Origin of the sequence: Paenibacillus sp. FSL H8-0104 (assembly GCF_038050215.1) — a bacterium.
In the GTDB taxonomy this organism is placed as follows: domain Bacteria; phylum Bacillota; class Bacilli; order Paenibacillales; family Paenibacillaceae; genus Paenibacillus; species Paenibacillus amylolyticus.
Window position 1 is genome coordinate 5,679,260 of sequence record NZ_JBBOTC010000001.1, and the last position, 20,068, is coordinate 5,699,327.

Below are 20,068 nucleotides of genomic sequence, written 5' to 3' on the forward strand. Positions count from 1 at the left end.
TCACTTCCAAAAGGAAGTTGAAGGGCTGTTTTTGTTGATTTAACAATAAATATTCAATCCAACAGCTATTAAACAGCATTCCCGTTAGCATAGTCCTTCGGATGAAATTGAGGATAGATGCTTGCGCAACTGCTTTTTATCTATTTTATCCACGGCTGTTCTCGGCAAAGTATCCACAATGAACAGTTGAGTCGGCCATTTGTACGGAGCAAGGTGTGGCTCACAAAACGCCCGCACCCGCGTCAGATCCATACTTTCACCGTCCCGTAACACGATGAAAGCGACGAGTTCCTCGCCTTCGTCAGGAAGAGGATGTCCAATTATAGCCGCCTCGCTTACCGACTCATGTCTCACCATAACATGCTCCACTTCGGCGCAAAACACATTGGAACCGCCCACAATAACCATATCCTTCAAGCGATCAAACACATAAAGATAACCTTCGACATCCAGACAACCGACATCCCCAGTTCGAATCCAGCCATCGGACATGGTCTCGGCAGTAGCCTCCAACTGGAGCCAATACCCCAGCATGGTCTGTGCACCCCGAACAACGATTTCTCCAGCCTCGCCCGTAACTGTCTCACTTCCGTCCGTATCTATTATCCGAACTTCGAAGGCCTGCTCACCTTGGGCAGCCAAGTCAGCAGGACGACCTACGGATCGAAGGCGATGAGGATCGCCCATATGCTGAGCAGGAAAAAGGCGGCTTATGGACATTCCACATTCCGCTTGTGAGTAGTTGTTCACAATGATAACTTCAGGAAATTGCGATACGACCTCCTGTAGTGTATCCGGGGAAATGATGGACCCTCCGCAACCAATAAGCGATAGGCTCTTCAAGTTTCTACCTCCTACGGATGCCTCGCGGGTAAGATCACGAAGCAGTTGGCCTACTGTGCTGAGTTGTGTAATCTGATCACGTTCAATAGCTTCCATAATGCGGTGTACATCCGCTGGGTATTCGTCTAGGAATACAAGACAGCCTCCAGCAGCCATGGTCGCCCACAGCTGGAACTGACCCACCAAATGGGATAAGTTGAGCACTAACACACGACGCCCGAGATCATGACCGAAGCCTGCAGAAGGCGTAAGTTGATTCCAAGCAGCCATACCACGATGCGAATGCATTACTCCTTTTGGCCGACCAGTTGTCCCACCCGTATAAATCAGGACTGCCGTATCGTCTACACTTCGTTTGAAATGGTCTTTTGGAGAGAACGCGGGTTCCTGTTGTAAAAGAGCAGCGAGCGAACTGCTCTTCGTCTATCGTGAACAGTTTTGGACAATACCCAAGAAGCTTTACCGTGGCAATAGCTACTTTAGCATGTTGGTCATCATGAATAACCATATGTGGTTCTGCATCCTGAAATATCGCAGCGAGTTCAGTCACTGTTAGTAAAGGAGACGGCACGAGCGGTATAGCTCCAATCTCAACTGCTGCATAAAACGCAACAACGAGCTGGGGATCTGGATCACCTAAAAGGGCAATACGATCACCGGCCCGGAGTCCTTCAACATACAGGGTATGACTGAATCTTTCAACCAGACCGTAAAGCTCCCCATAACTCATCGTTTGCCCATGTCTCATTAACGCAGGTTCCTCAGGGTACAGACTTGCTGCAATTGGCAATCGTTCGGATAGAAGCAAGCAATTACCCCCAACATTTAAATTTCCATTTCTCCGTTAAGAAAACTATGGAATAAAAAGAGAGTAGCATATATCTGGAATAATAAGTAATCATCATCCCCTATTAAGCTCATAAATTCTCCTGATATTACAGTTCTGCCCATAGACGATCCTTGCCGTTAACCTACTTGCTAGCTTAATTAGGCAGATCAAATTGGGCTCCTTTTTAAATCCGTTAGTTGTAAACCGCCGTTGATTACGTTGATTCTTTGAGCATTAAGCTAAAGTTTCCCGTTAGTTTAATGCACCTCAATTATGCATTTGAATAATTAATCGAGACCACTCCTGTTAACTACGGAACGAAGGAGTACCCCAAGTACCCGAAGAAGAACTTCGGCTCGTGCTCCTAGTTTGTATCCTCCCATAGTTGAACGGAAAAGAAGTATCTTTATATACTAAAAGTGAGACCTTTACATCTAAAGTAATCTTCATCTCGTTTAACAAAAAGTTCATAACGTCTCTTTAACCATTTAAATAACCTACTCATGATGTTGATGTTTGTAATTATACATGTATGAGCGATCCGTTAGGACGTCCAAATTTTTTAAAAAATAATCCCAACCTTTATTTCGCCTGGCACACTATATAATTGTCAGGAATTACAGATGCAACTATGGAGGCATAAGATGGATTCAATTGGTAAAAACGGAAAAGAAGCAGCGGAAGCAATTCGGAGCTATGTCAAACCGATTTTCGGTTTTGCGTTAAACCGGGTCAAGCAGCGGGCCGAGGCGGAGGATCTGGCTCAGGAGATTATGTTGCAGTTGTTAAAATCCTTCTCCGGGGTGCGGGACATTAGAAGCCTTGACGCTTACGTCTGGACGGTTGCCCGATACACTTGGGTGAATTGGTTGAAAAAGCGTGCGCACGCTCCCCAAGCGATCGAAATCAACGGCATGTCCGAACTGTCGGCCGCCCCTTCCCGAGAGCCGCTTGACCGGTTGCTGGTAACCGAAGCTTACCGCGAGCTGCGCCGAGAAGTCGCGTTTCTGTCCGACATCCATCGCAGGATCGTGGTCATGCATTACTACGACGAGCTTAAAATCGGCGATATCGCGATTGCTCTGAACATTCCTGTCAACACGGTGAAGTGGCATTTGAGCGAGGCCAAAAAGAAGTTACGGAAAGGGATGAAACGTATGCGTGCAACAGGAACTTTAAGTGTCAATCCGATCAGCATGGGGGAAATGGGCCATTCCGGTTCGGCCGGCAGCCTGGGCGAAACCAACGATTTTCTTGGACGCGCCTTGGCGCAAAATATCGTTTACGCGGCTTATCATAAGGCGCGTACCGTACATCAAATCGCGGAGGAGCTCGGAATGCCGCCGTCTTTGCTGGAAGGCGAAGTCCGGCATCTGGCCGATTACAATTTTCTCATCCAAACCTCTCCCGGCAAATATCAAAGCAATACCATCGTCTGGGACCTCTTCGAGTTAGCCGTAGCTGGTCATCAATTCTGGCAAGATTGCGCCGCCGAAGTGGCCGATGTTCATTTCGACGCGTTAATGGAAGTTCGCCGGCAAGTCGAGGATAGCGGAGTGTACGTTCCGGACGGCGACTATAACTTCCTGCTCTGGACCTTGCTGCCCAAGAACGTCGAGGAGCAATCTTGGCGGAGCATGCCGGCGGGCGACAACTTCGATGCGGTCGCACCAATGCGAAAGGACGGAGGTCAGTATATTGCCTATGCGGCGTTGAACACGAGCAGCAATGCCGATCCGGGTTTTGATTTGAGCAGTTACATCACCTTCGGTCCGTCGCTCCGCTACGTCGAAGACAGCCCCTTATACTTGTGGCAATTCAATACGTACTGGAGCGACCGCCAGGTGGATTGGCGTTCCCTGGAATACCGGAATGTCGAGATTTGTCATGCGTTCCAACAAGGAGAACTGCCCGACAACGAAGAGAACAGCGAGCAATATTCGTTCCTGCTGGAGAAGGGGTACATCCGCAAAACGGAGGAGGGGTACAAGTTCAATGCGGTTTGGATCGACTCTCCGCAAACGTTGGATCGGTTGAACAAGGCAATGCCGGATTTGTCCGCTCTGTATGCGCCTGCTGTCGGCAAGCTCTACGATAAAATGCTCAAGCTGTTCCTGCAAAATCAGCCGAAGCATTTGGAGCCGCAACTTGCTTACATGGTGAGAGGCAACACCGGCGGAGGCCGGCTTGTCGCTTATATTTTGAAGCATTTGATCGATAACGGGAAGTTGAAACCGCCGTTGCCGCACCAGCAGAAGACGATTTCAACCTGGATGGGGCCGGTCAAGTAAGTCGGTTCGGAAATGTATACGAAGGATAGTCGTTCCCGGACGGTGGCCATTTTTACACAAAACTTTGTCTGTCCTGTCCAACGAAGTGATTAGGACATCGCTATTTCACACGGCCCCCTCCTGAACGTATGGAAATGATTAAAAACTACCCATGACGCATGTGCGTCATGGGTAGTTTTTAATCGCAATCGTATAACGTTTCCCGTTAGCTTAATGAGGAGCTCATCATCCTAGTATAATTTTCGTGTTCTCTACCGTCCCCAAAGGTATACCAATAAGGATAACGATCCCTGTTGTCAGTCCACTAGTTGAAATAATCAACTGATTACTTTGATACCTGCCGACTATAGGCCCTAGGAATATTAAGATTGCATCTGTTTACAAACAGTATTCCAATTATAGAAAGGAGACCTGAGATGATTCGCCTGTTAGCCATGATTTTATACATCAAAAGGAATTACTTATGTAAGGTCACAGCCACTCACCCTAATTAGAGCGTCTCAACCAACTTCTGAATCTTTGAGTGGGAAATTAAATATACAGGTCCCATTATTTCTATTTTGCCGTCCTTTACACGTATAGCGCTCTCCTGTTCTGCTGCATAAATATCAATCTCTTCAGACAAGGGGAACAGGTAACCTTGAACAAACGTTGCGTAATCGCGTTGAGAATGAGATTCGTAGGCAAAATGATCAAAGCCAATACCATCATAAATAGTACTTGTTTCAACTTCATCAGTGTTATTCAAGCTTAACCATTTTGCAGCCATGTTTAACGCACCGGCGCTGGCACCCATTATAATGGCATTGCTATTCTTAATAACATCCGATAATTCATATTCCGTCAAAAATTCGTTCTGCAGAACAGGATATCCACCGCATAAAAAAATGACAGAAGCGTTCTGAATGAATCGCTGAGCATCTTCTTTCTGCATACGGTAATCAATGAAATGATATTCATCAAAAATAATATTAGCCTGATTCAACCATGTCCATTCAGAAATATCATCAAAGTTAACTTGCTCATCTTTATAACCAGACGGTTTAGCACTAATCATAACAAGCGATTTTCTGTCTTGTATATCCTCCTGCAAATAATGGACCAGCTTCTCAGGAAAAAAATGATTAAACCAACTGAAATAGTAGTGAGTTTTCAAACTTAATTACCTCCATATGTATTATTTACATTCATCCATAGGATTCATAGACAACCTCTTTTTATATGCATTATACAAAATAACCCAATTTATTGATAGTACCTTTACCATAACTCTAACCACGTTAAAAAAAGCCCGGTTCTTCCCCCCGGGCAACATACATTTTTGTATGGGTTACTTACTTATAAATTCTACCATCTTCTGATGTAATTCCTTCTCGGAACATTGAAAGATACCATTAAAATCCTGAGGGTCACGGATCAATTTGTTTAAATGGTCTATTCCATATCGTTGAACAACAAACTCCACAAATAGGAACGAAAACTGAAATCCTTTCATCGTTTCGAAATCCCAGGTATCATTATCTAATTGTTCGAACGTTGGGATCTCTAAATTGTGAATAGCCTCTTCTGTTGTACCTTCAATATAGTCCTGAGTCATCAGCTTGGCTTCATATCCACCAATTCCTTGCCTTATCCATTTCGGAGCCTTCGGATTGATCTCACTTATTAGCCACATGGTGAACAAGTGAACCGTACCTTTAAGAATCGATTGATAGGTATGCTCCGGTCCTGGATTTAATGGAGATACAATTTTGAGAATACTCCCTTCATAGGTACCCATGAACCAATTCGGAGCATCTGCTTCTCCGACCGCTTGGTGAAACGATGGCATATCAGGATATACTTCAATCGTTACTTTTCGCGATGGATGATAATTGTACTTTAACGAGATTCGTTCAATATGATCACTTAGTTCATTGAACAAATCATGGTGTACTTTATTAGGCGTATTGTTCAATCCCTCGTTTTCACCCTTATTAACAATTGAAATCAAATCTTGAATAGACATGATCGTAACGCCTCCCCATTCTTTCAGTTCCTTTTTAAGTTTTTCCAAAGCTCTATAGAGCCTGTTCTTTACTGCACTCTCACGCATCCCTACAATCTTAGAAATTTCAAGCAATGTGCAGTCCACAAAAAAGCGTAATGCAATGATTTCCTGGTCGGTTTCATTTAACTTTTTCAGCGCAACTCCGATATCAATTCGAAAATCAACATACTTCGTAAATTCAAGGGAGATCGACTGTGATTCATATCCCGTAAAATCAAACGGCGTTTCTTTTTTTCGCGATAATCTTCGATATTCGTTTTTCACTGTATTCTGAGCAATCTTGAATATCCATGTAAATAAATTTGATTTCCCTTGGAATCGGTGAAGATTCTCGACTGCTTTTAAAAACACCTGTTGAGTCAAATCATCTGCAACCATCGGATTCAATTTCAGGGAAAAGTAGTTGCAAATTCTTTGACGATACAGCTCATAAGTGTTCTCAAAGTTAGTGATACTTTCCTGTTTATCCGGATAAACAGGTTTTGTGTCATGAGCTCCTGACATGGTAAGAACCTCCTCTTGATTTACAATGAATTAGACACCAGAGAGAGTCAGAAGGCCACATAAATATAAAATAAATATGTATTCAATCTTTCAGGTTTGTTACTTACAGGACTAATCACCTTTTTGAAATCTCACTTCATATCATCTCTATGATTTCATATCTTTACAAATTTATAATGATAAGCAAAGATTGGAATAGTTCTGGAGGGAATCACATCATGTAACCGCCTTCCCAAAATGAAGGAGAGATAATAATGAAATACACTAATGTTTTATTATCAAGCGTCATTGTTTTAGGTAGCTTAGGCACGTTATCAACTGCATCATCTTCACTTCATACTTCAGATAAAATAGCACATATTGTTGCTAACTCAACATCTGTGAACTCTTCGACATACCAGAGTATATCTAAGTTTGGAAAAACAAAAGGCTCAAACAAAATTGTCTGGAGAGGCGACGACATCACGATAACCGCGAACACCTTAAAGCAAGATGCTGCTGCTGATTTCGAGCAAAACATCATTGACACCATTGTAGTTACTCATGGTAAAGAAAAGCACACCCTACAAACGGGAGATTTTGAAGTTAAATTATTGGATATCACTAGTGTTGCTGTATCTCCATCGAATGAATGGATTACTATCCAAGTAGAAAAAAGTGCTGGCAGCAACCTCATTCTCATGAACCTTAAAACAGGAAAGTACACGATTATAAACGAACGTCTTGAAAAAGCAGGTAAACAAAATGTAGAAACCAATTTATCATATAATTGGTCACCAAAAGAAAACATCATTGCATTTTCTTATGGAAGTACGGAGAAAAGCACGTTAGCAATATACGACACTATGAAAGACAGTGTTGTTTATCTCCCTCGGGCAACCAACTATATTAGCACAGGTCTAATATTATGGCATAAGAACGGAAAAAGTATTGATTATATTAGTGAGTATCCTTCAGATCAATGGATTCTTTTCAGATACGATACAGGAAGCAAAAAAGTTAAGCCTGTAAAAAGAATCACCAAAAAGGAATTTCAGCAGTGGTTTAAATTAGATAAATATCCTGCAAAATAATAAAAAAATTGGATTAAACGTAAAATACGTTGCTTCAGTTCAACTTATATAGCAAAAAGGCGAGTCTCCATTAATCGGAGGACTCGCCTTTTTGCTATATAATAAATATTTAAGAAGTTCCTTTTTGCTTACTCGCCTGCATCTGCTGGGCAAACCTCATCATCTCTTCGAACTCTTCCTCGGATACGGCATCTCCATCTGTGCTTATGTCTTGTACAATCGGAATTTCGGGTTTGGCTTTGGTTCCTTTGCCGTATGTACGGGTACGGGTTCCAGCTGCACCAGCAGCCTGTTTGCCTTTGACCTTGGCCTGATCGCGAATATATTGCACGGCTTTCTCGTAGGAGTTTACCTGTTTAAGCAACATGTTGGAGGCGATCGCCTCAACGAAGTTACGGTTAATCCGCTGCTCACCACCGGATACAAGTAATGCCATCAAATAATGAATCAATACATTGATAACTTCACCCGGCAACTTGTAACTCAGATCAATTTTCTCAAATATATCGATGAGATTGTCCGGTACTGCACCTGGAAAGAACGTCTGCAGCAGACGTGTGTATGGCTCATTACGCAACATCATATTGTATTGATGAATATCACACTTGGTCATAAATTGTGGAGGCACTTCGACGTAGTACTCCATCTGCACTCCATGCTCAACAGGTGGTTCACCAGAGTCCTCTTTCCGTTCAGGCTCCTCCATATGCTGTCTCAGTGCCACTACCTTGGCCGCCTGTACGGTCTGTTGCTCATGACGCTTCTTCGTCTGCCTGAACTGCATGCTCGCCTTATGCTGGAGATCATCCAAAATCAGCTGGCCCTGTGGACTGAAGATATCATCTTCGTCCAGCAGTCGGCATACATCCTGCACACTGAGGTTGAACTTGTTCACTACATAATTTACAATGCCTAGTTGTTCATGATCAAACCGCAGCTGTTCTACATGACGGCGATTGACGGACTCCCGCGGGAAACGCAAAATAATGTCGGCATAGTTCAAACTATTTTCTTCCGCTGCATCATTCGTGCCTGTCCGCTGGGCCGTAGTTGATACTTCCGACAATGCTTGCTCCAACTCATAATCAATTACGTGGGTATTCAATTCAAATATATCGTAAAAGGGAACGGAAATATTCTCTTTATTGGCTGCCGGATAAGGCGCGTCCCCATTTTCCACTGCCGAGAAACCGGAACGCAAGGAAAGTACGGCGAATTTGCCTATCTTGTCACGAAGCAGCAGTGTCAAATGCTGTGTCCGGAAAAACTCTGCCGGAGAGAGCGGCGGTTGCAGCTCATATTCGTAGATGTAATCATCATTTTCCGGTATATATAGACGTGATGTCTGAAGTAGCCCCACTGCCTCAAGCTTGGATGTCTGCTCTAACAAATATTTGCGCCCTTTCTCACTTGGCTCCAAGCCAAGCGTCATGAACAGCCTCCGTTGCTGTTCAAGCGGCGAATAACCGACCTGTTCACCGGGAAGATGCTGAAACAACAGCCGATACAAGCCAACCGCAAAAGCACCTACCATGGGCTGATATGCTCCTGTAAGCATACGGTCATCCAGGGCGCTAAGTCCAAACTCCCTGTATACGCAGTAGCGATGATGTTCAGTATAATGGTGCAGATTCTTCATGCGCATAGCCTGATCTCCTTCTCCCCAAAAGTATGTTTATCTATTCTATCATAAATGTCTGATCCTCAAATGCTCAAAAACAGGTAAAAAGATGGCCTGTTCTCGTTCCGTTTCGTCCTAGGTCGACATCATTCACGTTTTCGCCGAATTCAGCAAATTTCTAAAATAAAATGTCGAGAGCCGCTAGAATACTATAAAAGCTGTAGCCGCAGAATACAAGGGAATATCTAAAGAGAATGTTCTCCAGATGTATATGAAGTACAAGTGTACAATAATCCTTCTAATATAAATGAATAGCAAAAAAGCCTTCCCTTTGTACTCGTAAGCGTTTACGACAAAGACAAGACTTTCACGCGATTACAGTGGCATGTGTTACCTCTTTCCAACAATCTAAAACATTCTGTACCCACCCAGTCGCAACTTCTGGATCGTCCAGCCACTGATTACCGCACCAGCCAGTCCAGCGATGCCCGTCATATAGTCTACAAGCTGGAAAGAACCCAGATGTGACATCAGAGATGACGAATGATCCCATAGAGAGTACACGACGACAGGCAAAATTACAATAATGAACAGATAGGAAGGAAACCAAGTTGTCTTCATCAGCATGTTCAGAATGAAACCGATACCAAACATCATAACGAAAAATAATACCATCAATACCAACACAGGTATAAATTGCATCGGGCGACATTCACCTCTTCTTTCACACATTCAGGTTTCACTTCTGGATAGTAGTTAGTGTACCGCAAAAAATGTGGCGAAGCAACGAACTTTCTGGACAAATTTCCCTATATTTATACTCTGTTCATTTGCCCTTCTGCTTCATGTTGGGATACAATGTAAACGATAAAGCAATCACCCGTCCCTTATAAGGATTTGGAAATATACCTTGCAGGAGGAACACAACCAATGAACGAAGCCGCATCAACACTGGAGGGCTGGTACGCCCTGCATGATTTTCGCTCGATTAACTGGGCCGCCTGGAAAGCAGCAGATGATGAAGAACGCGCTGTTGCACTGGACGAGCTTCAGGAATTCTGGAAAGAATGGAAAGAAGTCGAGGATTCATCCAAAGGAAGTACCGTTGTATATACGGTTGTAGGTCAAAAAGCAGACCTCGTCATGATGCACCTGCGTGAAACGCTGGAAGATCTGAAGGCTGTTGAGAACGCGTTTAACAAAACGATGTTTGCCCAATACACAACCAAATCGTATTCATACGTCAGTGTAGTGGAACTGAGCAACTATCTTGGCAAAGAAGGCGAAGACCCGATGCAGAATCCGGATATTATCGCCCGTCTGAAACCTGTTCTGCCACAACGACAATACATCTGCTTCTATCCAATGAACAAAAAACGTGAGCTGAATGACAACTGGTACATGCTGTCCATGGACGAGCGTCGCACCATGATGCGCAGTCACGGCATGATTGGCCGCAGCTATGCGGGTAAAGTAAAACAGATCATTACCGGCTCTGTCGGTTTCGACGATTGGGAATGGGGCGTTACGCTATTTGCGGATGACGCACTTCAGTTCAAGAAACTCGTCTATGAGATGCGTTTCGATGAAGTTAGCGCCCGTTATGGCGAATTCGGTTCGTTCTATGTGGGAAGTCTGTTGAACGAAGGAACACTGGAAGACATGCTTAAGCTGTAAAAATAGTACAAAGCACAATAAAGCACCGCGACATCTCCTGTAAAGGATACTGTCTGCGGTGCTTTATTATCTATCTATATTCTACTACCTCAAGCTTGATTTAGATCTATATTGTTTGAACTATTTATTTACACAAAAACGGAAAGGACAGAAAAAACCTGAAAAAGCGAAGCGTTCGCCTTTATCACCGGATTTTCCCTTTAACAAAAGGGAATCAAAAAAATCTGGGGATAACAGCGATTGGAAGGTTATTCTGTCATTGAAGTGTATGTGTAAACATCTTTAGTTCAACTTATATCGTCTCTAATCCTCGTCCTCATCATCTACCGCTTTCAGCGATTCGAGGAATTCGGCTGTGGCCCGATCACGGTCACGACCCTTCTCTTTAAGCCGCTCAATCGCAGGCATAATGAGAATATCCACTTCTTTCTGCACAATGTAGGCCAGATCATATTGATCCTGTTCCTCGAGATAACCACCGACCTGCATCAGGGCGTTGTATCGATCCAGCTCTTCACGTGTTAATAGTCCCCGGACCTGAACACTGCAATGTCTCATCCAAAAAACCGCCCTTTCTTCAAGACTAACGGAATACCACCAATGATGAACAGATAACGCAGATCAACCAGCTTCTTCAACTGAGCCGCTTTCCAGCCCTTGTATTTCTTGCCGCCTACAACAGCAATAGCTTCACCTTTACCCAGTGATGCAACCGTGCCTTTGCTCGTAAATACAAAAGGTTGTGGCTGTTTCTTGCGAATGGATGCCACGACGTTCTTAGCGCAGTTCACACCCTGCTGCATCGCAATCTGAGCTGTTGGCGGATAAGGCCGTCCTTCAGCATTGAACACAAGTGAATTATCTCCAATGACATAGACATGCTCATGCCCCGGAGCACGCAAGTAGTCATCTACTTTCACACGTCCTCGCATCACTTCAAGACCTGCCTGTTCAAGCAGTGAGTTACCGCGAATACCGCCGGTCCATACGACTGTAGCTGCATCGAGCTTTTCACCTTCACCCACAATAACCCCGTCCGGGAGACATTGCTTGATTGGAACACCAATTTTGAAAGTAACACCCTTTTTCTTGAGCACATTCATTGCATGTTCTACCAATTCCGGGTCAAATCCAGGCAAGGCCGAAGGCGCTGCCTCTACATTATAGATATGCACATGTTTCGGATTCACGTCGAACTCCTTGCACAGCTGTGGAATACGATCTGCAAGTTCAGCTACGAATTCAACACCACTGAAACCCGCTCCACCTACGACAAACCGAATACGATTTCGTTTGTTATCGTTTTTGTACATCGCAAATTGATATTCGATGTGTTCTCGAATCAGTCTGACCGAGTTAATGCTGCGGATTGTCATGGCGTGATCGAGCATCCCCGGAATCCCGAAGGTCTCAGGCTCACCGCCTAGTCCAATAATCAGATAATCATAGGATAACGTGCCATCCTCCAGAATAATCTTCCGATCCTGCAGACGAATCTCCTTCACGGAAGACTTGACCAGATCAATCTTGAACTCATCAATCAGCTTGGAAATGGGCACTCTTGCATGCTCAATGGTATCCGTGCCGGCTGCTGGCATATGTAGATGTGTAGTAATATAATGATAATCATGCCGATTCACCAGTGTGACGTCGGCCTCGTTATAGTTCAATTCCTTCTGCAGCCGCTGGGCTGTCAGAATCCCGCCATAGCCCGCGCCGAGGATGACGATTTTGGGAATACTGCTCATGTCTATACCCCTTCCGGTTTCACTTGCATCAGCCCGATCTTGGGTGAGATGCAAAATGCACATACTTACAAATATTGATGAGGTCTTGCCCATTATGACGACAAATGTTAACTTCGCGAATTTATTTAAACGTTTGCATCAATTTCATAACTCACTAAAAATGGATTTTATGAAACTAGATATCGACGTATCGAACCGTTTTGATCTATATCTAGACTTGATTGAAGCAACTAAAGGGTTTATGAAATTGATACGTTTGCACGCAAGTTATCGTTTCAAGTTGTGAAATTAACCACAAGATTCTACAAAACACGGGATCTGTCTACATATTACATATTGACTCTAAATTAGACAAAAAAACACATAGTACAGGTCAAGGATATCTGTATTTCTAGTAAAGATCAAGGTTTTTTTTGTTATTTTTCATAACCTTTCATTTCCAATTTCATCCTATTCTCATCTGATCTTCATCAATTGTTCCCAGTTTCGTGACGCCGCTAACTTTGCAACCCTGAATACACCGTTTATAATAGGAAAGACAGTTCAGCACCCATGCCGGTTACGATACGTAGCCTGCACATTCTTTCTGTTAACTACCTATTAAAATATGAAAGGTGTTGTTGATTCTTGACTGCACAAAATTCCAGTCATGATATGACTGATTTACTTATTATCGGTGGAGGCCCTGCGGGTCTGTTCGCCGCGTTTTATGGTGGGATGCGTCAGGCATCCGTTACACTGGTTGAAAGTATGCCACAGCTTGGCGGACAACTTGCCGCTCTTTACCCGGAGAAATACATCTATGATGTAGCCGGATTCCCGAAAGTAACAGCTCAGGAACTGGTGAATAACCTCGTTGAGCAAATGAATCATTTTAACCCGAACATCCGCCTTGAAGAAAAGGTTGTATCGGTGGAGAAAAAGGATGAGCAACATTTCGTCGTGAAGACGGATGAGAATGAATATCATGCCAAAGCCGTCATTATTACAGCTGGTGTAGGTGCATTCGAACCACGTCGCCTGGAGCTTGAAGGTGCTACCAAGTTCGAGAAGAGCAACCTGCACTACTTCATCAGTGATCTGAATGCCTTCGCTGGCAAAAAGGTACTGATCAGTGGTGGCGGTGACTCCGCAGTAGACTGGGCACTTATGCTGGAGCCTATCGCTGAGCAAGTGACACTGATCCATCGCCGGGACAAGTTCCGTGCACATGAGCACAGTGTCGAAAACCTGATGAATTCCAAGGTGAATGTCGTTACACCGACCGAAATCACGGAACTTCATGGGGATGACACGATTACCAAGGTAACCCTTTCCCATGTGAAAACCAAAGAAACTCAGGAAATCGAAGTAGATGACGTGATCGTTAACTTCGGATTTGTCTCTTCTCTCGGACCGATTGCCGAGTGGGGTATCGAAATTGACAGTAACTCCATCGTTGTTGATTCCCGCATGGAAACATCTATTCCAGGAATCTTTGCTGCCGGAGATATCACAACATATCCGGGTAAACTGAAGCTGATCGCTGTCGGATTCGGCGAAGCTCCAACAGCCGTCAACAATGCGAAGGTATACTTCGATCCGGATGCCAAGTTGTCCCCAGGACACAGCAGTAACATGAAACGCTAGTTTTGCTGAAATAACATATATTGATACAAAAAAGGGTATCTTACTCCTGAGTGAATCCATATCAGGAGGGATACCCTTGTCTTATATATGCCCGCTGTGTAACGGTCTGGTTGTACCGGAGCAGGCTTGCCCCCACTGCCTTCAGGGACTGTTAGAATGCGGCAAATTGGATGATTACACCGGACCATACAGCCCCTACGTATTCCAACCTTCCTCTGACACGGCAGACGAAGTCGAAAACGTTTGCAATCATGTGATGTACTGTCACCATTGTCAGACGAGCACGCCATGGCCAGTCTCACTATGGGACTTGTCCGGAAACCTGTAACATTGCCTGCAATGAGGATCTCTAGTGAAGAATGGCAGATACGTCGGTACCCAGTTTGCGCTTATGGATTTCTGCCAACAGCAGTGCGATGAAATCTCGTTCGAGATTCAACTCAATCGCTTTATGGTAGGAATCCAACAACATCTCATCGGATAACATAGCCATTTCCCGCCACAACCTTTCCTTTTTTTTCCTCAAAACTATCATATCAGAGATTCATATAGAGAACAAGCGTTCTTGTTATCCACAACGATATGTGGAAATCCTGTGCATAGTTTGTTGATAAATGGAAAAAATATAGAGTAATCAACGTGTATAGTGTGGACAATATTTATGCACAGGGAGTTTGTACTACTGTCAGAACGTTTATCAGCGTATTTTTTTTGGAATAAATTCATAGTTTCAAGACTTGTTGCGAGTAAATTACCCGGTAATGTAAAATTTCAAACGGTTTTCATACCGTTTTCTTTTATATATTATCGGTTTTTCTTGAATTTTCTTGAGTTTTCCCATTCATTTTCTATTGGGGTCTGGTATTCACTTCCAGAATCCAGATCTTGCCTGAATAATCCAGTCCATAATCAAATCCAAGCTGACCTACACCAGGGAACTGACTTTCCATAATGTACGTACATGTCAGCGTAAGGGAACGCATCTCCCGGCGTTTGTGCCGACCGGATATATGCGGCAGGGATAAACCAAGAGCTCGCCTTCCTGATAACATGGTGCCACCCTTGCTCAGATTTGTCACACAGAGTCCGGGACGAGCGAGTCGTCCTACTAATGAACGGAATACCCAGCCTCGTTGGGTTTTGACAACTTTGACTCTGTAATCAACAGGTCTCCCTTGAATTGTTGCCAGATGAATGCCTTGCTGGATCAAGTACTTGCGTCTAGCCTTTACACGCACCAGAGAGCGATACATCTGGCTGAAACTGGCGAAAGAACGGGTCGTTTTCATATGGGTGTATCGATAAGCCCCACCGCTGGCCGATACCCGGATGACACCGTAACCTCCGCCTCCTACAATAGGTTTGACATACACCATTCCATAACGACTGAGCATTTGCAGCAGATTACCCGAGTTGAATGCCTTGGTCTGTGGGATATGGACAGCAGCTACCGGGTATTTCATCAGAGCCGCTGTCTTCCGCCATTTGCTTGCAAGTTGTCTCGACATGGGTTGATCTCCTTCCTTGAAACAATAGTCCTTCCTTATACATACTCAACAGAAGCCTTGCTTTCTTGGATGTCTGTCCACGGCAAAGGCCCCTTTTCCATGTAACCTGTCCCAGGGGTGATGGCGGAAACGGGAACAAGCGCCCGGTTTACTTTTCAAACAAGTCAATCTGTCGTATGCTACTAAGGAATGGCTTGGAAGGGCTTAAATATGAGGATCTAAGGAGCGTTAAGAACAAATGGAAGCATTTTTCAAATCACTTTATGGCGTAGCCTATTTTGCAATGTCGATCGTTCTGGTAGCTGTTACGGTACTTCTCTTTGTCACAGGTATTCGACTGTTTATGCAAAAGCGTAATCGCGGCTTTGCCGTGAGTTGTCTTATATTTGCCTGTTTCATCGTCTTTATCATTGTTGTTATGTTAACTACGCCCTTCTCTGCCACACCGCCGGGTTCACCGGAAGCCATGGCTGCCCTTCTTCACTTCGGGTAGTTGAACCTCTGTAGAAGGAGATGCTTATGACACGTACTAATGAAACCTTAGGAATTATTGATATCGGCTCGAACTCCATTCGTCTAGTTATCTATGAACTGGACCAGGACGAAGCCTATCGCATCATTCATGAAGACAAATACGCCGCTCGTCTAAGCAGCGTTGTTGAGTCCGATGGAACCATTCTGCGCCATTCTCTGGATAAAGCCATCACCATCTTGAGTCAATTCAAAGCGACCTGTGAAGCGTACCAGACCAAACTGATTCGCGCAGCAGCTACCGCAGCTATTCGTAATGCAAGCAATGTCCTGGAGATTATCGAATGGCTGGAGACAGAGACGGGGCTTACCATTGAATGTGTATCGGGAGATCGGGAGGCCTATTATGGGTTCCTTGGTGTCACTCAATCCATTGATCTGGCAGACGGTTACGTCGTGGATATTGGAGGCGGCAGCACAGAGATCACGGTCTTTCGGGATCGGAAAAGGTTACATAGCATCTCCCTCCCTATTGGTGCAGTGAATTCACATGCCCGTTACGGGGGCGAAGATCAGTGGACCGAGGAAAATGCAAATGCATTATGCAACGAAGTCACTGAGGCTCTCCGCGGACAGGATTGGATTCGTGAGCATCCTGGTCTGCCACTCATCGGACTTGGCGGCACAATGCGTACACTCGCCAAAGTGGAACAGAAGCGTACCCAGTATTCTTTGCCTGTCAGCCATCATTATGAGATCAGTGAGGAAGCGATGGAGAACATCGCTCGCTCCTTACCACATCTCACCTCGGCACAGCGCAAAAAGGTACCTGGGCTCGCCAAAGATCGCGCTGACATCATTGTGCCCGGCGTACTGATCCTACGAACTGTCTTCCAGATAATACAGGGAGATCGTTATGTGGTTAGTGGCGCGGGTCTACGAGACGGGTTGTTGCGTGATTACATGGCTGGAGGGCAGCCGGTCGTTCCAGACGCGCTGAAGGACAGTATCCGCAACTTTATCCATTTTGGTCCACCTATTCCAGAGAAACGTCTGCAACGGATTCATCAGGATATGGTTACCCTGTATACAGCATTACAAGGTACCCCTCCTGATCAAGCAGATGCCCGAATCCTGTATGCATCCTCCATGTTGCACATGGCAGGTAAACAGATTAACTATTTCCGTTATACACAGCACTCGGCCTATTGGATCATGAATTCAAGCATTTATGGACTTTCTCATCGGGAGACCATTCTAAGTGCCAGTGCAGCTGATTATCATCCCAAAAAAAGAACGCCCCAACTGCTGAATAAGCACCGGGACATTCTGAAAAACTCGGATGAGCGGCATGCTCATCGTTTAGGCTCTCTGCTGCGCGTAGCTGAAGCCATCAATCGATCCGAGAGCATCGCTGCGATCAAAGCAACAAAAGAAAACGACTCGCTGCAGGTGCAATTCACCTGTACAGCTGAGCCGTTACTGGAACTTGATGGCCTGGAAGAGGCCGTCAAGGATCTGAAGGAAGCCTGGGGAGTTACGTTAACGCACTCCATTCAGCAGGCTTCCAAGGGATAATACCCATGGCCTCCGTCTGACTTCTCAGCGGGGGCTTTTCATTTTCTACAAATACATAATTGCCACCAGGCATAAGTTGTCTCGCTTTGACATTATCCATAAGGGACAGATTAAGAATATCGACCAGCATCTTTTTCAGCTCTGGATCAAATACGGGACACATGAGTTCAATTCTTCGATTCAGATTACGTGTCATCCAGTCTGCACTGGAGATGAATACATCCGGGTTGCCGCTATTTTCAAAATAAAACAACCGTGAATGCTCCAGAAAACGATCCACAATGCTAATGACCCGAATATTCTCACTGAGCCCCTCTACCCCCGGACGCAGACAACATACCCCACGTACAATCAGATCGATCTGCACGCCGGCTTGAGAAGCCTCGTACAATTCATCAATCATTTCCTGATGGGATAAGGAGTTGATCTTGGCAATGATTCTGGAAGGTTTGCCTTTCAGCGCGTGCTCTGTTTCTCTACGAATCAGTGCAAACAACTCATCCTTCATACCATCCGGAGCTACACGGAACGCCTGCAATGCCTTCGGACCGGAGTATCCGGTAATCTCATTGAACAATTCGGATGCATCTTCCCCAATAATTGGATTAGAGGTGAACAGTCCCACGTCCGTATAAACTTTGGCTGTACTCTCATTATAGTTACCGGTTCCTACATGAACATAACGTCTCAGCCCCTGCTGTTCCCTGCGTACAACAAGAATGATTTTGGCATGGGTCTTCAGTCCAACCAGTCCATATACCACGTGACAACCGGCTTTCTCCAGCTTACGCGCCCAAGCAATGTTGCGCTCTTCATCAAACCGGGCTTTCAGTTCCACCACCACCGTGACCTGCTTACCACTCTCAGCGGCAAGTGCAAGTGCCGGAATAAGGCGTGAATCGCCATTGACCCGATATAAGGTCATCTTGATGGCCAGAACTCTTGGATCTTCCGAAGCCTCCAATATAAAATCAGTGACTGGTTCAAACGATTCGTACGGATGATGCACCAGTACATCGCGTTTGCGCAGTAGCTCAAAATGACTTTCTCTTGGCAGAAACTCAAGTGGGTAGACTGGCTTCACCGGACTGTATTTCAGATGTGAGAAACTTTCCAGACTGTCTACGAATCCCGCCAGAAAACTCAGATCAAGTGGTCCATCAATTTCATATACCGGGTCCTGAATATCAAATTCATCCTGCAATTCCAATAAGGCATCCGGACGAAAATCCTTGCACACTTCCAGTCGTACAGGAGCCCCGCGGCGTCTGCGGCGCAATTCTTTTTCAATAGCCTCAAGCAGATCTTCCGCTTCTTCTTCATTAATGAACAGATCCGCATTACGGGTCACTCGGAATTCCTGTGCAGCAAGCGAGATATATCCGCTGAAGAGCGTATGGATATGATGTTTGATAAGATCTTCAATCAGTATGAATGTTTTCTTTTTGCTATTCGCCCGAATGGGAGCCTGAACTACCCGCGGCAGATTGGAAGGTACCTGAACAATAGCCATAAACGGCTCTCCCTCTTGCTCCCCTTCCTTCTGTAACATCACGGACAGATAGACAGACTTGTTGTGTACCAGTGGGAACGGACGACTCTGGTCAATCGCCATCGGTGTGAGTACCGGAAAAATAATTTCATGAAAGTACTGGTCCATTGCGCGCTGCTGTGTCACATTAAGATCTGTATATTCCTGAATGTTCACGCCTTTCTTGGCGAGTAGACGAATGAGTTCACGATACGTTTTATACTGTTCGGCGACCATGGTCCCGGTTCGTTTGATCAATCTGCGGTACAATCCCGATGGCGTGTATCCTGTAAAATCTTTTTGCGTGAATCCGGCCTTGATCTTCTCTTTTGTCTCCGCCACCCTTACACTGACGAACTCGTCCAGATTACTAGCGACAATGCCGAGAAATCTCATGCGTTCCAGCAGAGGCGTTGTTGGATCCTGGGCCTCCTGAAGTACGCGCCGATTAAATTCAACCCAACTCAAATCACGATTAACGTAGTTGCCTGTTTTGACGTCTCTATGCATGTATGGCCTCCGAATGTGTTGCATATCTATTCTTGGTTAGAAGTTCTCATATAATTGTACTATTCGTAATCAACATCAAGCGTCAGCGCAGTGTAAACGCTACGTAAAATTTATGTAAATGATACCTCATGGCCGCAACTTTTTCCATCCCTTTACAAAGGTCAATAGACAGAGTAAAGTGAAGTACAGTGTGATTTGGTCCGGT

18 protein-coding genes are annotated in these 20,068 nt (G+C 44.8%); 7 read left to right on the top strand and 11 right to left on the bottom strand.

Features of this window, described 5'->3' with window-relative positions:
- Window positions 1-84: 84 nt before the first annotated feature.
- Both NST38_RS24990 and NST38_RS24995 read right to left on the bottom strand, forming a co-directional pair.
- On the bottom strand, window positions 85-1,173 hold the full coding sequence (locus tag NST38_RS24990; protein WP_341344273.1) for a class I adenylate-forming enzyme family protein: 1,089 nt from the start codon (window positions 1,171-1,173) through the stop codon (window positions 85-87).
- Entirely contained in the window at window positions 1,067-1,651 is a 585-nt protein-coding gene (locus NST38_RS24995; RefSeq protein ID WP_076253238.1) for an AMP-binding protein, read from the bottom strand. The genes NST38_RS24990 and NST38_RS24995 overlap by 107 nt, the downstream gene beginning before the upstream one ends.
- A 665-nt stretch (window positions 1,652-2,316) precedes the next feature.
- Between NST38_RS24995 and NST38_RS25000 the strand changes: the two genes are divergently transcribed.
- Window positions 2,317-3,963 (top strand): RNA polymerase sigma factor, encoded by a 1,647-nt coding sequence (locus tag NST38_RS25000; RefSeq protein ID WP_076253237.1) that lies wholly within the window; start codon window positions 2,317-2,319, stop codon window positions 3,961-3,963.
- 490 nt (window positions 3,964-4,453) lie between these two features.
- On the opposite strand, the gene NST38_RS25005 is transcribed toward NST38_RS25000, so the two are convergent.
- Window positions 4,454-5,119 carry a Type 1 glutamine amidotransferase-like domain-containing protein gene (locus tag NST38_RS25005; protein WP_076253236.1) on the bottom strand — a complete coding sequence of 222 codons (666 nt, stop codon included), beginning with the start codon at window positions 5,117-5,119 and terminating at the stop codon, window positions 4,454-4,456.
- A gap of 174 nt (window positions 5,120-5,293) precedes the next feature.
- Window positions 5,294-6,517: an RNA polymerase sigma factor gene (locus tag NST38_RS25010; protein WP_341344095.1), complete on the bottom strand. Its 1,224-nt coding sequence runs from the start codon at window positions 6,515-6,517 to the stop codon at window positions 5,294-5,296.
- Window positions 6,518-6,771: 254 nt separating this feature from the next.
- On the opposite strand from NST38_RS25010, the gene NST38_RS25015 reads away from it, so the two are divergent.
- Window positions 6,772-7,590 carry a hypothetical protein gene (locus NST38_RS25015; RefSeq protein WP_341344096.1) on the top strand — a complete coding sequence of 273 codons (819 nt, stop codon included), beginning with the start codon at window positions 6,772-6,774 and terminating at the stop codon, window positions 7,588-7,590.
- Window positions 7,591-7,699: 109 nt separating this feature from the next.
- On the opposite strand, the gene NST38_RS25020 is transcribed toward NST38_RS25015, so the two are convergent.
- Both NST38_RS25020 and NST38_RS25025 read right to left on the bottom strand, forming a co-directional pair.
- Entirely contained in the window at window positions 7,700-9,235 is a 1,536-nt protein-coding gene (locus NST38_RS25020) for a helicase DnaB (RefSeq protein WP_036605770.1), read from the bottom strand.
- A 384-nt stretch (window positions 9,236-9,619) separates the two neighbouring features.
- The gene (locus tag NST38_RS25025) at window positions 9,620-9,913 is read right to left on the bottom strand and encodes a YuiB family protein (RefSeq protein WP_017692435.1); all 294 of its coding nucleotides are present in this window, start codon (window positions 9,911-9,913) and stop codon (window positions 9,620-9,622) included.
- 228 nt (window positions 9,914-10,141) lie between these two features.
- Here NST38_RS25025 and hemQ point away from each other — a divergent pair, with 228 nt between their 5' ends.
- Window positions 10,142-10,888 carry a hydrogen peroxide-dependent heme synthase gene (gene hemQ, locus NST38_RS25030; protein ID WP_036605768.1) on the top strand — a complete coding sequence of 249 codons (747 nt, stop codon included), beginning with the start codon at window positions 10,142-10,144 and terminating at the stop codon, window positions 10,886-10,888.
- 303 nt (window positions 10,889-11,191) lie between these two features.
- Here hemQ and NST38_RS25035 read toward each other — a convergent pair whose 3' ends face one another.
- Complete coding sequence (locus NST38_RS25035; protein ID WP_036605767.1) at window positions 11,192-11,446, bottom strand: hypothetical protein; 255 nt, start codon at window positions 11,444-11,446, stop codon at window positions 11,192-11,194.
- Window positions 11,443-12,636, bottom strand: coding sequence for an NAD(P)/FAD-dependent oxidoreductase (locus tag NST38_RS25040; RefSeq protein WP_036605766.1), 1,194 nt, complete (start codon window positions 12,634-12,636; stop codon window positions 11,443-11,445). The genes NST38_RS25035 and NST38_RS25040 overlap by 4 nt, the downstream gene beginning before the upstream one ends.
- A gap of 654 nt (window positions 12,637-13,290) precedes the next feature.
- Here NST38_RS25040 and NST38_RS25045 point away from each other — a divergent pair.
- Together NST38_RS25045 and NST38_RS25050 are read left to right on the top strand one after the other, a co-directional pair.
- Window positions 13,291-14,265, top strand: a complete 975-nt coding sequence (locus NST38_RS25045) for an NAD(P)/FAD-dependent oxidoreductase (protein WP_218640802.1) — start codon at window positions 13,291-13,293, stop codon at window positions 14,263-14,265.
- A gap of 76 nt (window positions 14,266-14,341) precedes the next feature.
- Window positions 14,342-14,593: a hypothetical protein gene (locus NST38_RS25050; protein WP_074096361.1), complete on the top strand. Its 252-nt coding sequence runs from the start codon at window positions 14,342-14,344 to the stop codon at window positions 14,591-14,593.
- 21 nt (window positions 14,594-14,614) lie between these two features.
- Here NST38_RS25050 and NST38_RS25055 read toward each other — a convergent pair whose 3' ends face one another.
- Together NST38_RS25055 and NST38_RS25060 are read right to left on the bottom strand one after the other, a co-directional pair.
- The gene (locus NST38_RS25055) at window positions 14,615-14,758 is read right to left on the bottom strand and encodes a sporulation histidine kinase inhibitor Sda (RefSeq protein ID WP_017692430.1); all 144 of its coding nucleotides are present in this window, start codon (window positions 14,756-14,758) and stop codon (window positions 14,615-14,617) included.
- A 355-nt stretch (window positions 14,759-15,113) separates the two neighbouring features.
- Window positions 15,114-15,773, bottom strand: a complete 660-nt coding sequence (locus tag NST38_RS25060) for a YheC/YheD family protein (protein ID WP_076253234.1) — start codon at window positions 15,771-15,773, stop codon at window positions 15,114-15,116.
- 238 nt (window positions 15,774-16,011) lie between these two features.
- On the opposite strand from NST38_RS25060, the gene NST38_RS25065 reads away from it, so the two are divergent.
- Together NST38_RS25065 and NST38_RS25070 are read left to right on the top strand one after the other, a co-directional pair.
- Window positions 16,012-16,266, top strand: coding sequence for a hypothetical protein (locus NST38_RS25065; protein ID WP_017692428.1), 255 nt, complete (start codon window positions 16,012-16,014; stop codon window positions 16,264-16,266).
- Between the two features lie 26 nt (window positions 16,267-16,292).
- Complete coding sequence (locus NST38_RS25070) at window positions 16,293-17,822, top strand: Ppx/GppA phosphatase family protein (protein WP_047841288.1); 1,530 nt, start codon at window positions 16,293-16,295, stop codon at window positions 17,820-17,822.
- Here NST38_RS25070 and ppk1 read toward each other — a convergent pair.
- The gene (gene ppk1, locus NST38_RS25075) at window positions 17,782-19,863 is read right to left on the bottom strand and encodes a polyphosphate kinase 1 (protein WP_036605760.1); all 2,082 of its coding nucleotides are present in this window, start codon (window positions 19,861-19,863) and stop codon (window positions 17,782-17,784) included. The two genes, NST38_RS25070 and ppk1, sit on opposite strands and share 41 nt — an antisense overlap.
- Window positions 19,864-20,068 lie beyond the last annotated feature (205 nt).

Bases quoted from the DNA above. Each gene is read 5' to 3' on its own strand.
- NST38_RS25000 (WP_076253237.1), top strand. From the start codon at position 2,317: ATGGATTCAATTGGTAAAAACGGAAAAGAAGCAGCGGAAGCAATTCGG.
- NST38_RS25010 (WP_341344095.1), bottom strand. From the start codon at position 6,517: ATGTCAGGAGCTCATGACACAAAACCTGTTTATCCGGATAAACAGGAA.
- NST38_RS25015 (WP_341344096.1), top strand. From the start codon at position 6,772: ATGAAATACACTAATGTTTTATTATCAAGCGTCATTGTTTTAGGTAGC.
- NST38_RS25020 (WP_036605770.1), bottom strand. From the start codon at position 9,235: ATGCGCATGAAGAATCTGCACCATTATACTGAACATCATCGCTACTGC.
- NST38_RS25025 (WP_017692435.1), bottom strand. From the start codon at position 9,913: ATGCAATTTATACCTGTGTTGGTATTGATGGTATTATTTTTCGTTATG.
- hemQ (WP_036605768.1), top strand. From the start codon at position 10,142: ATGAACGAAGCCGCATCAACACTGGAGGGCTGGTACGCCCTGCATGAT.
- NST38_RS25035 (WP_036605767.1), bottom strand. From the start codon at position 11,446: ATGAGACATTGCAGTGTTCAGGTCCGGGGACTATTAACACGTGAAGAG.
- NST38_RS25040 (WP_036605766.1), bottom strand. From the start codon at position 12,636: ATGAGCAGTATTCCCAAAATCGTCATCCTCGGCGCGGGCTATGGCGGG.
- NST38_RS25045 (WP_218640802.1), top strand. From the start codon at position 13,291: ATGACTGATTTACTTATTATCGGTGGAGGCCCTGCGGGTCTGTTCGCC.
- NST38_RS25055 (WP_017692430.1), bottom strand. From the start codon at position 14,758: ATGGCTATGTTATCCGATGAGATGTTGTTGGATTCCTACCATAAAGCG.
- NST38_RS25060 (WP_076253234.1), bottom strand. From the start codon at position 15,773: ATGTCGAGACAACTTGCAAGCAAATGGCGGAAGACAGCGGCTCTGATG.
- NST38_RS25065 (WP_017692428.1), top strand. From the start codon at position 16,012: ATGGAAGCATTTTTCAAATCACTTTATGGCGTAGCCTATTTTGCAATG.
- NST38_RS25070 (WP_047841288.1), top strand. From the start codon at position 16,293: ATGACACGTACTAATGAAACCTTAGGAATTATTGATATCGGCTCGAAC.
- ppk1 (WP_036605760.1), bottom strand. From the start codon at position 19,863: ATGCATAGAGACGTCAAAACAGGCAACTACGTTAATCGTGATTTGAGT.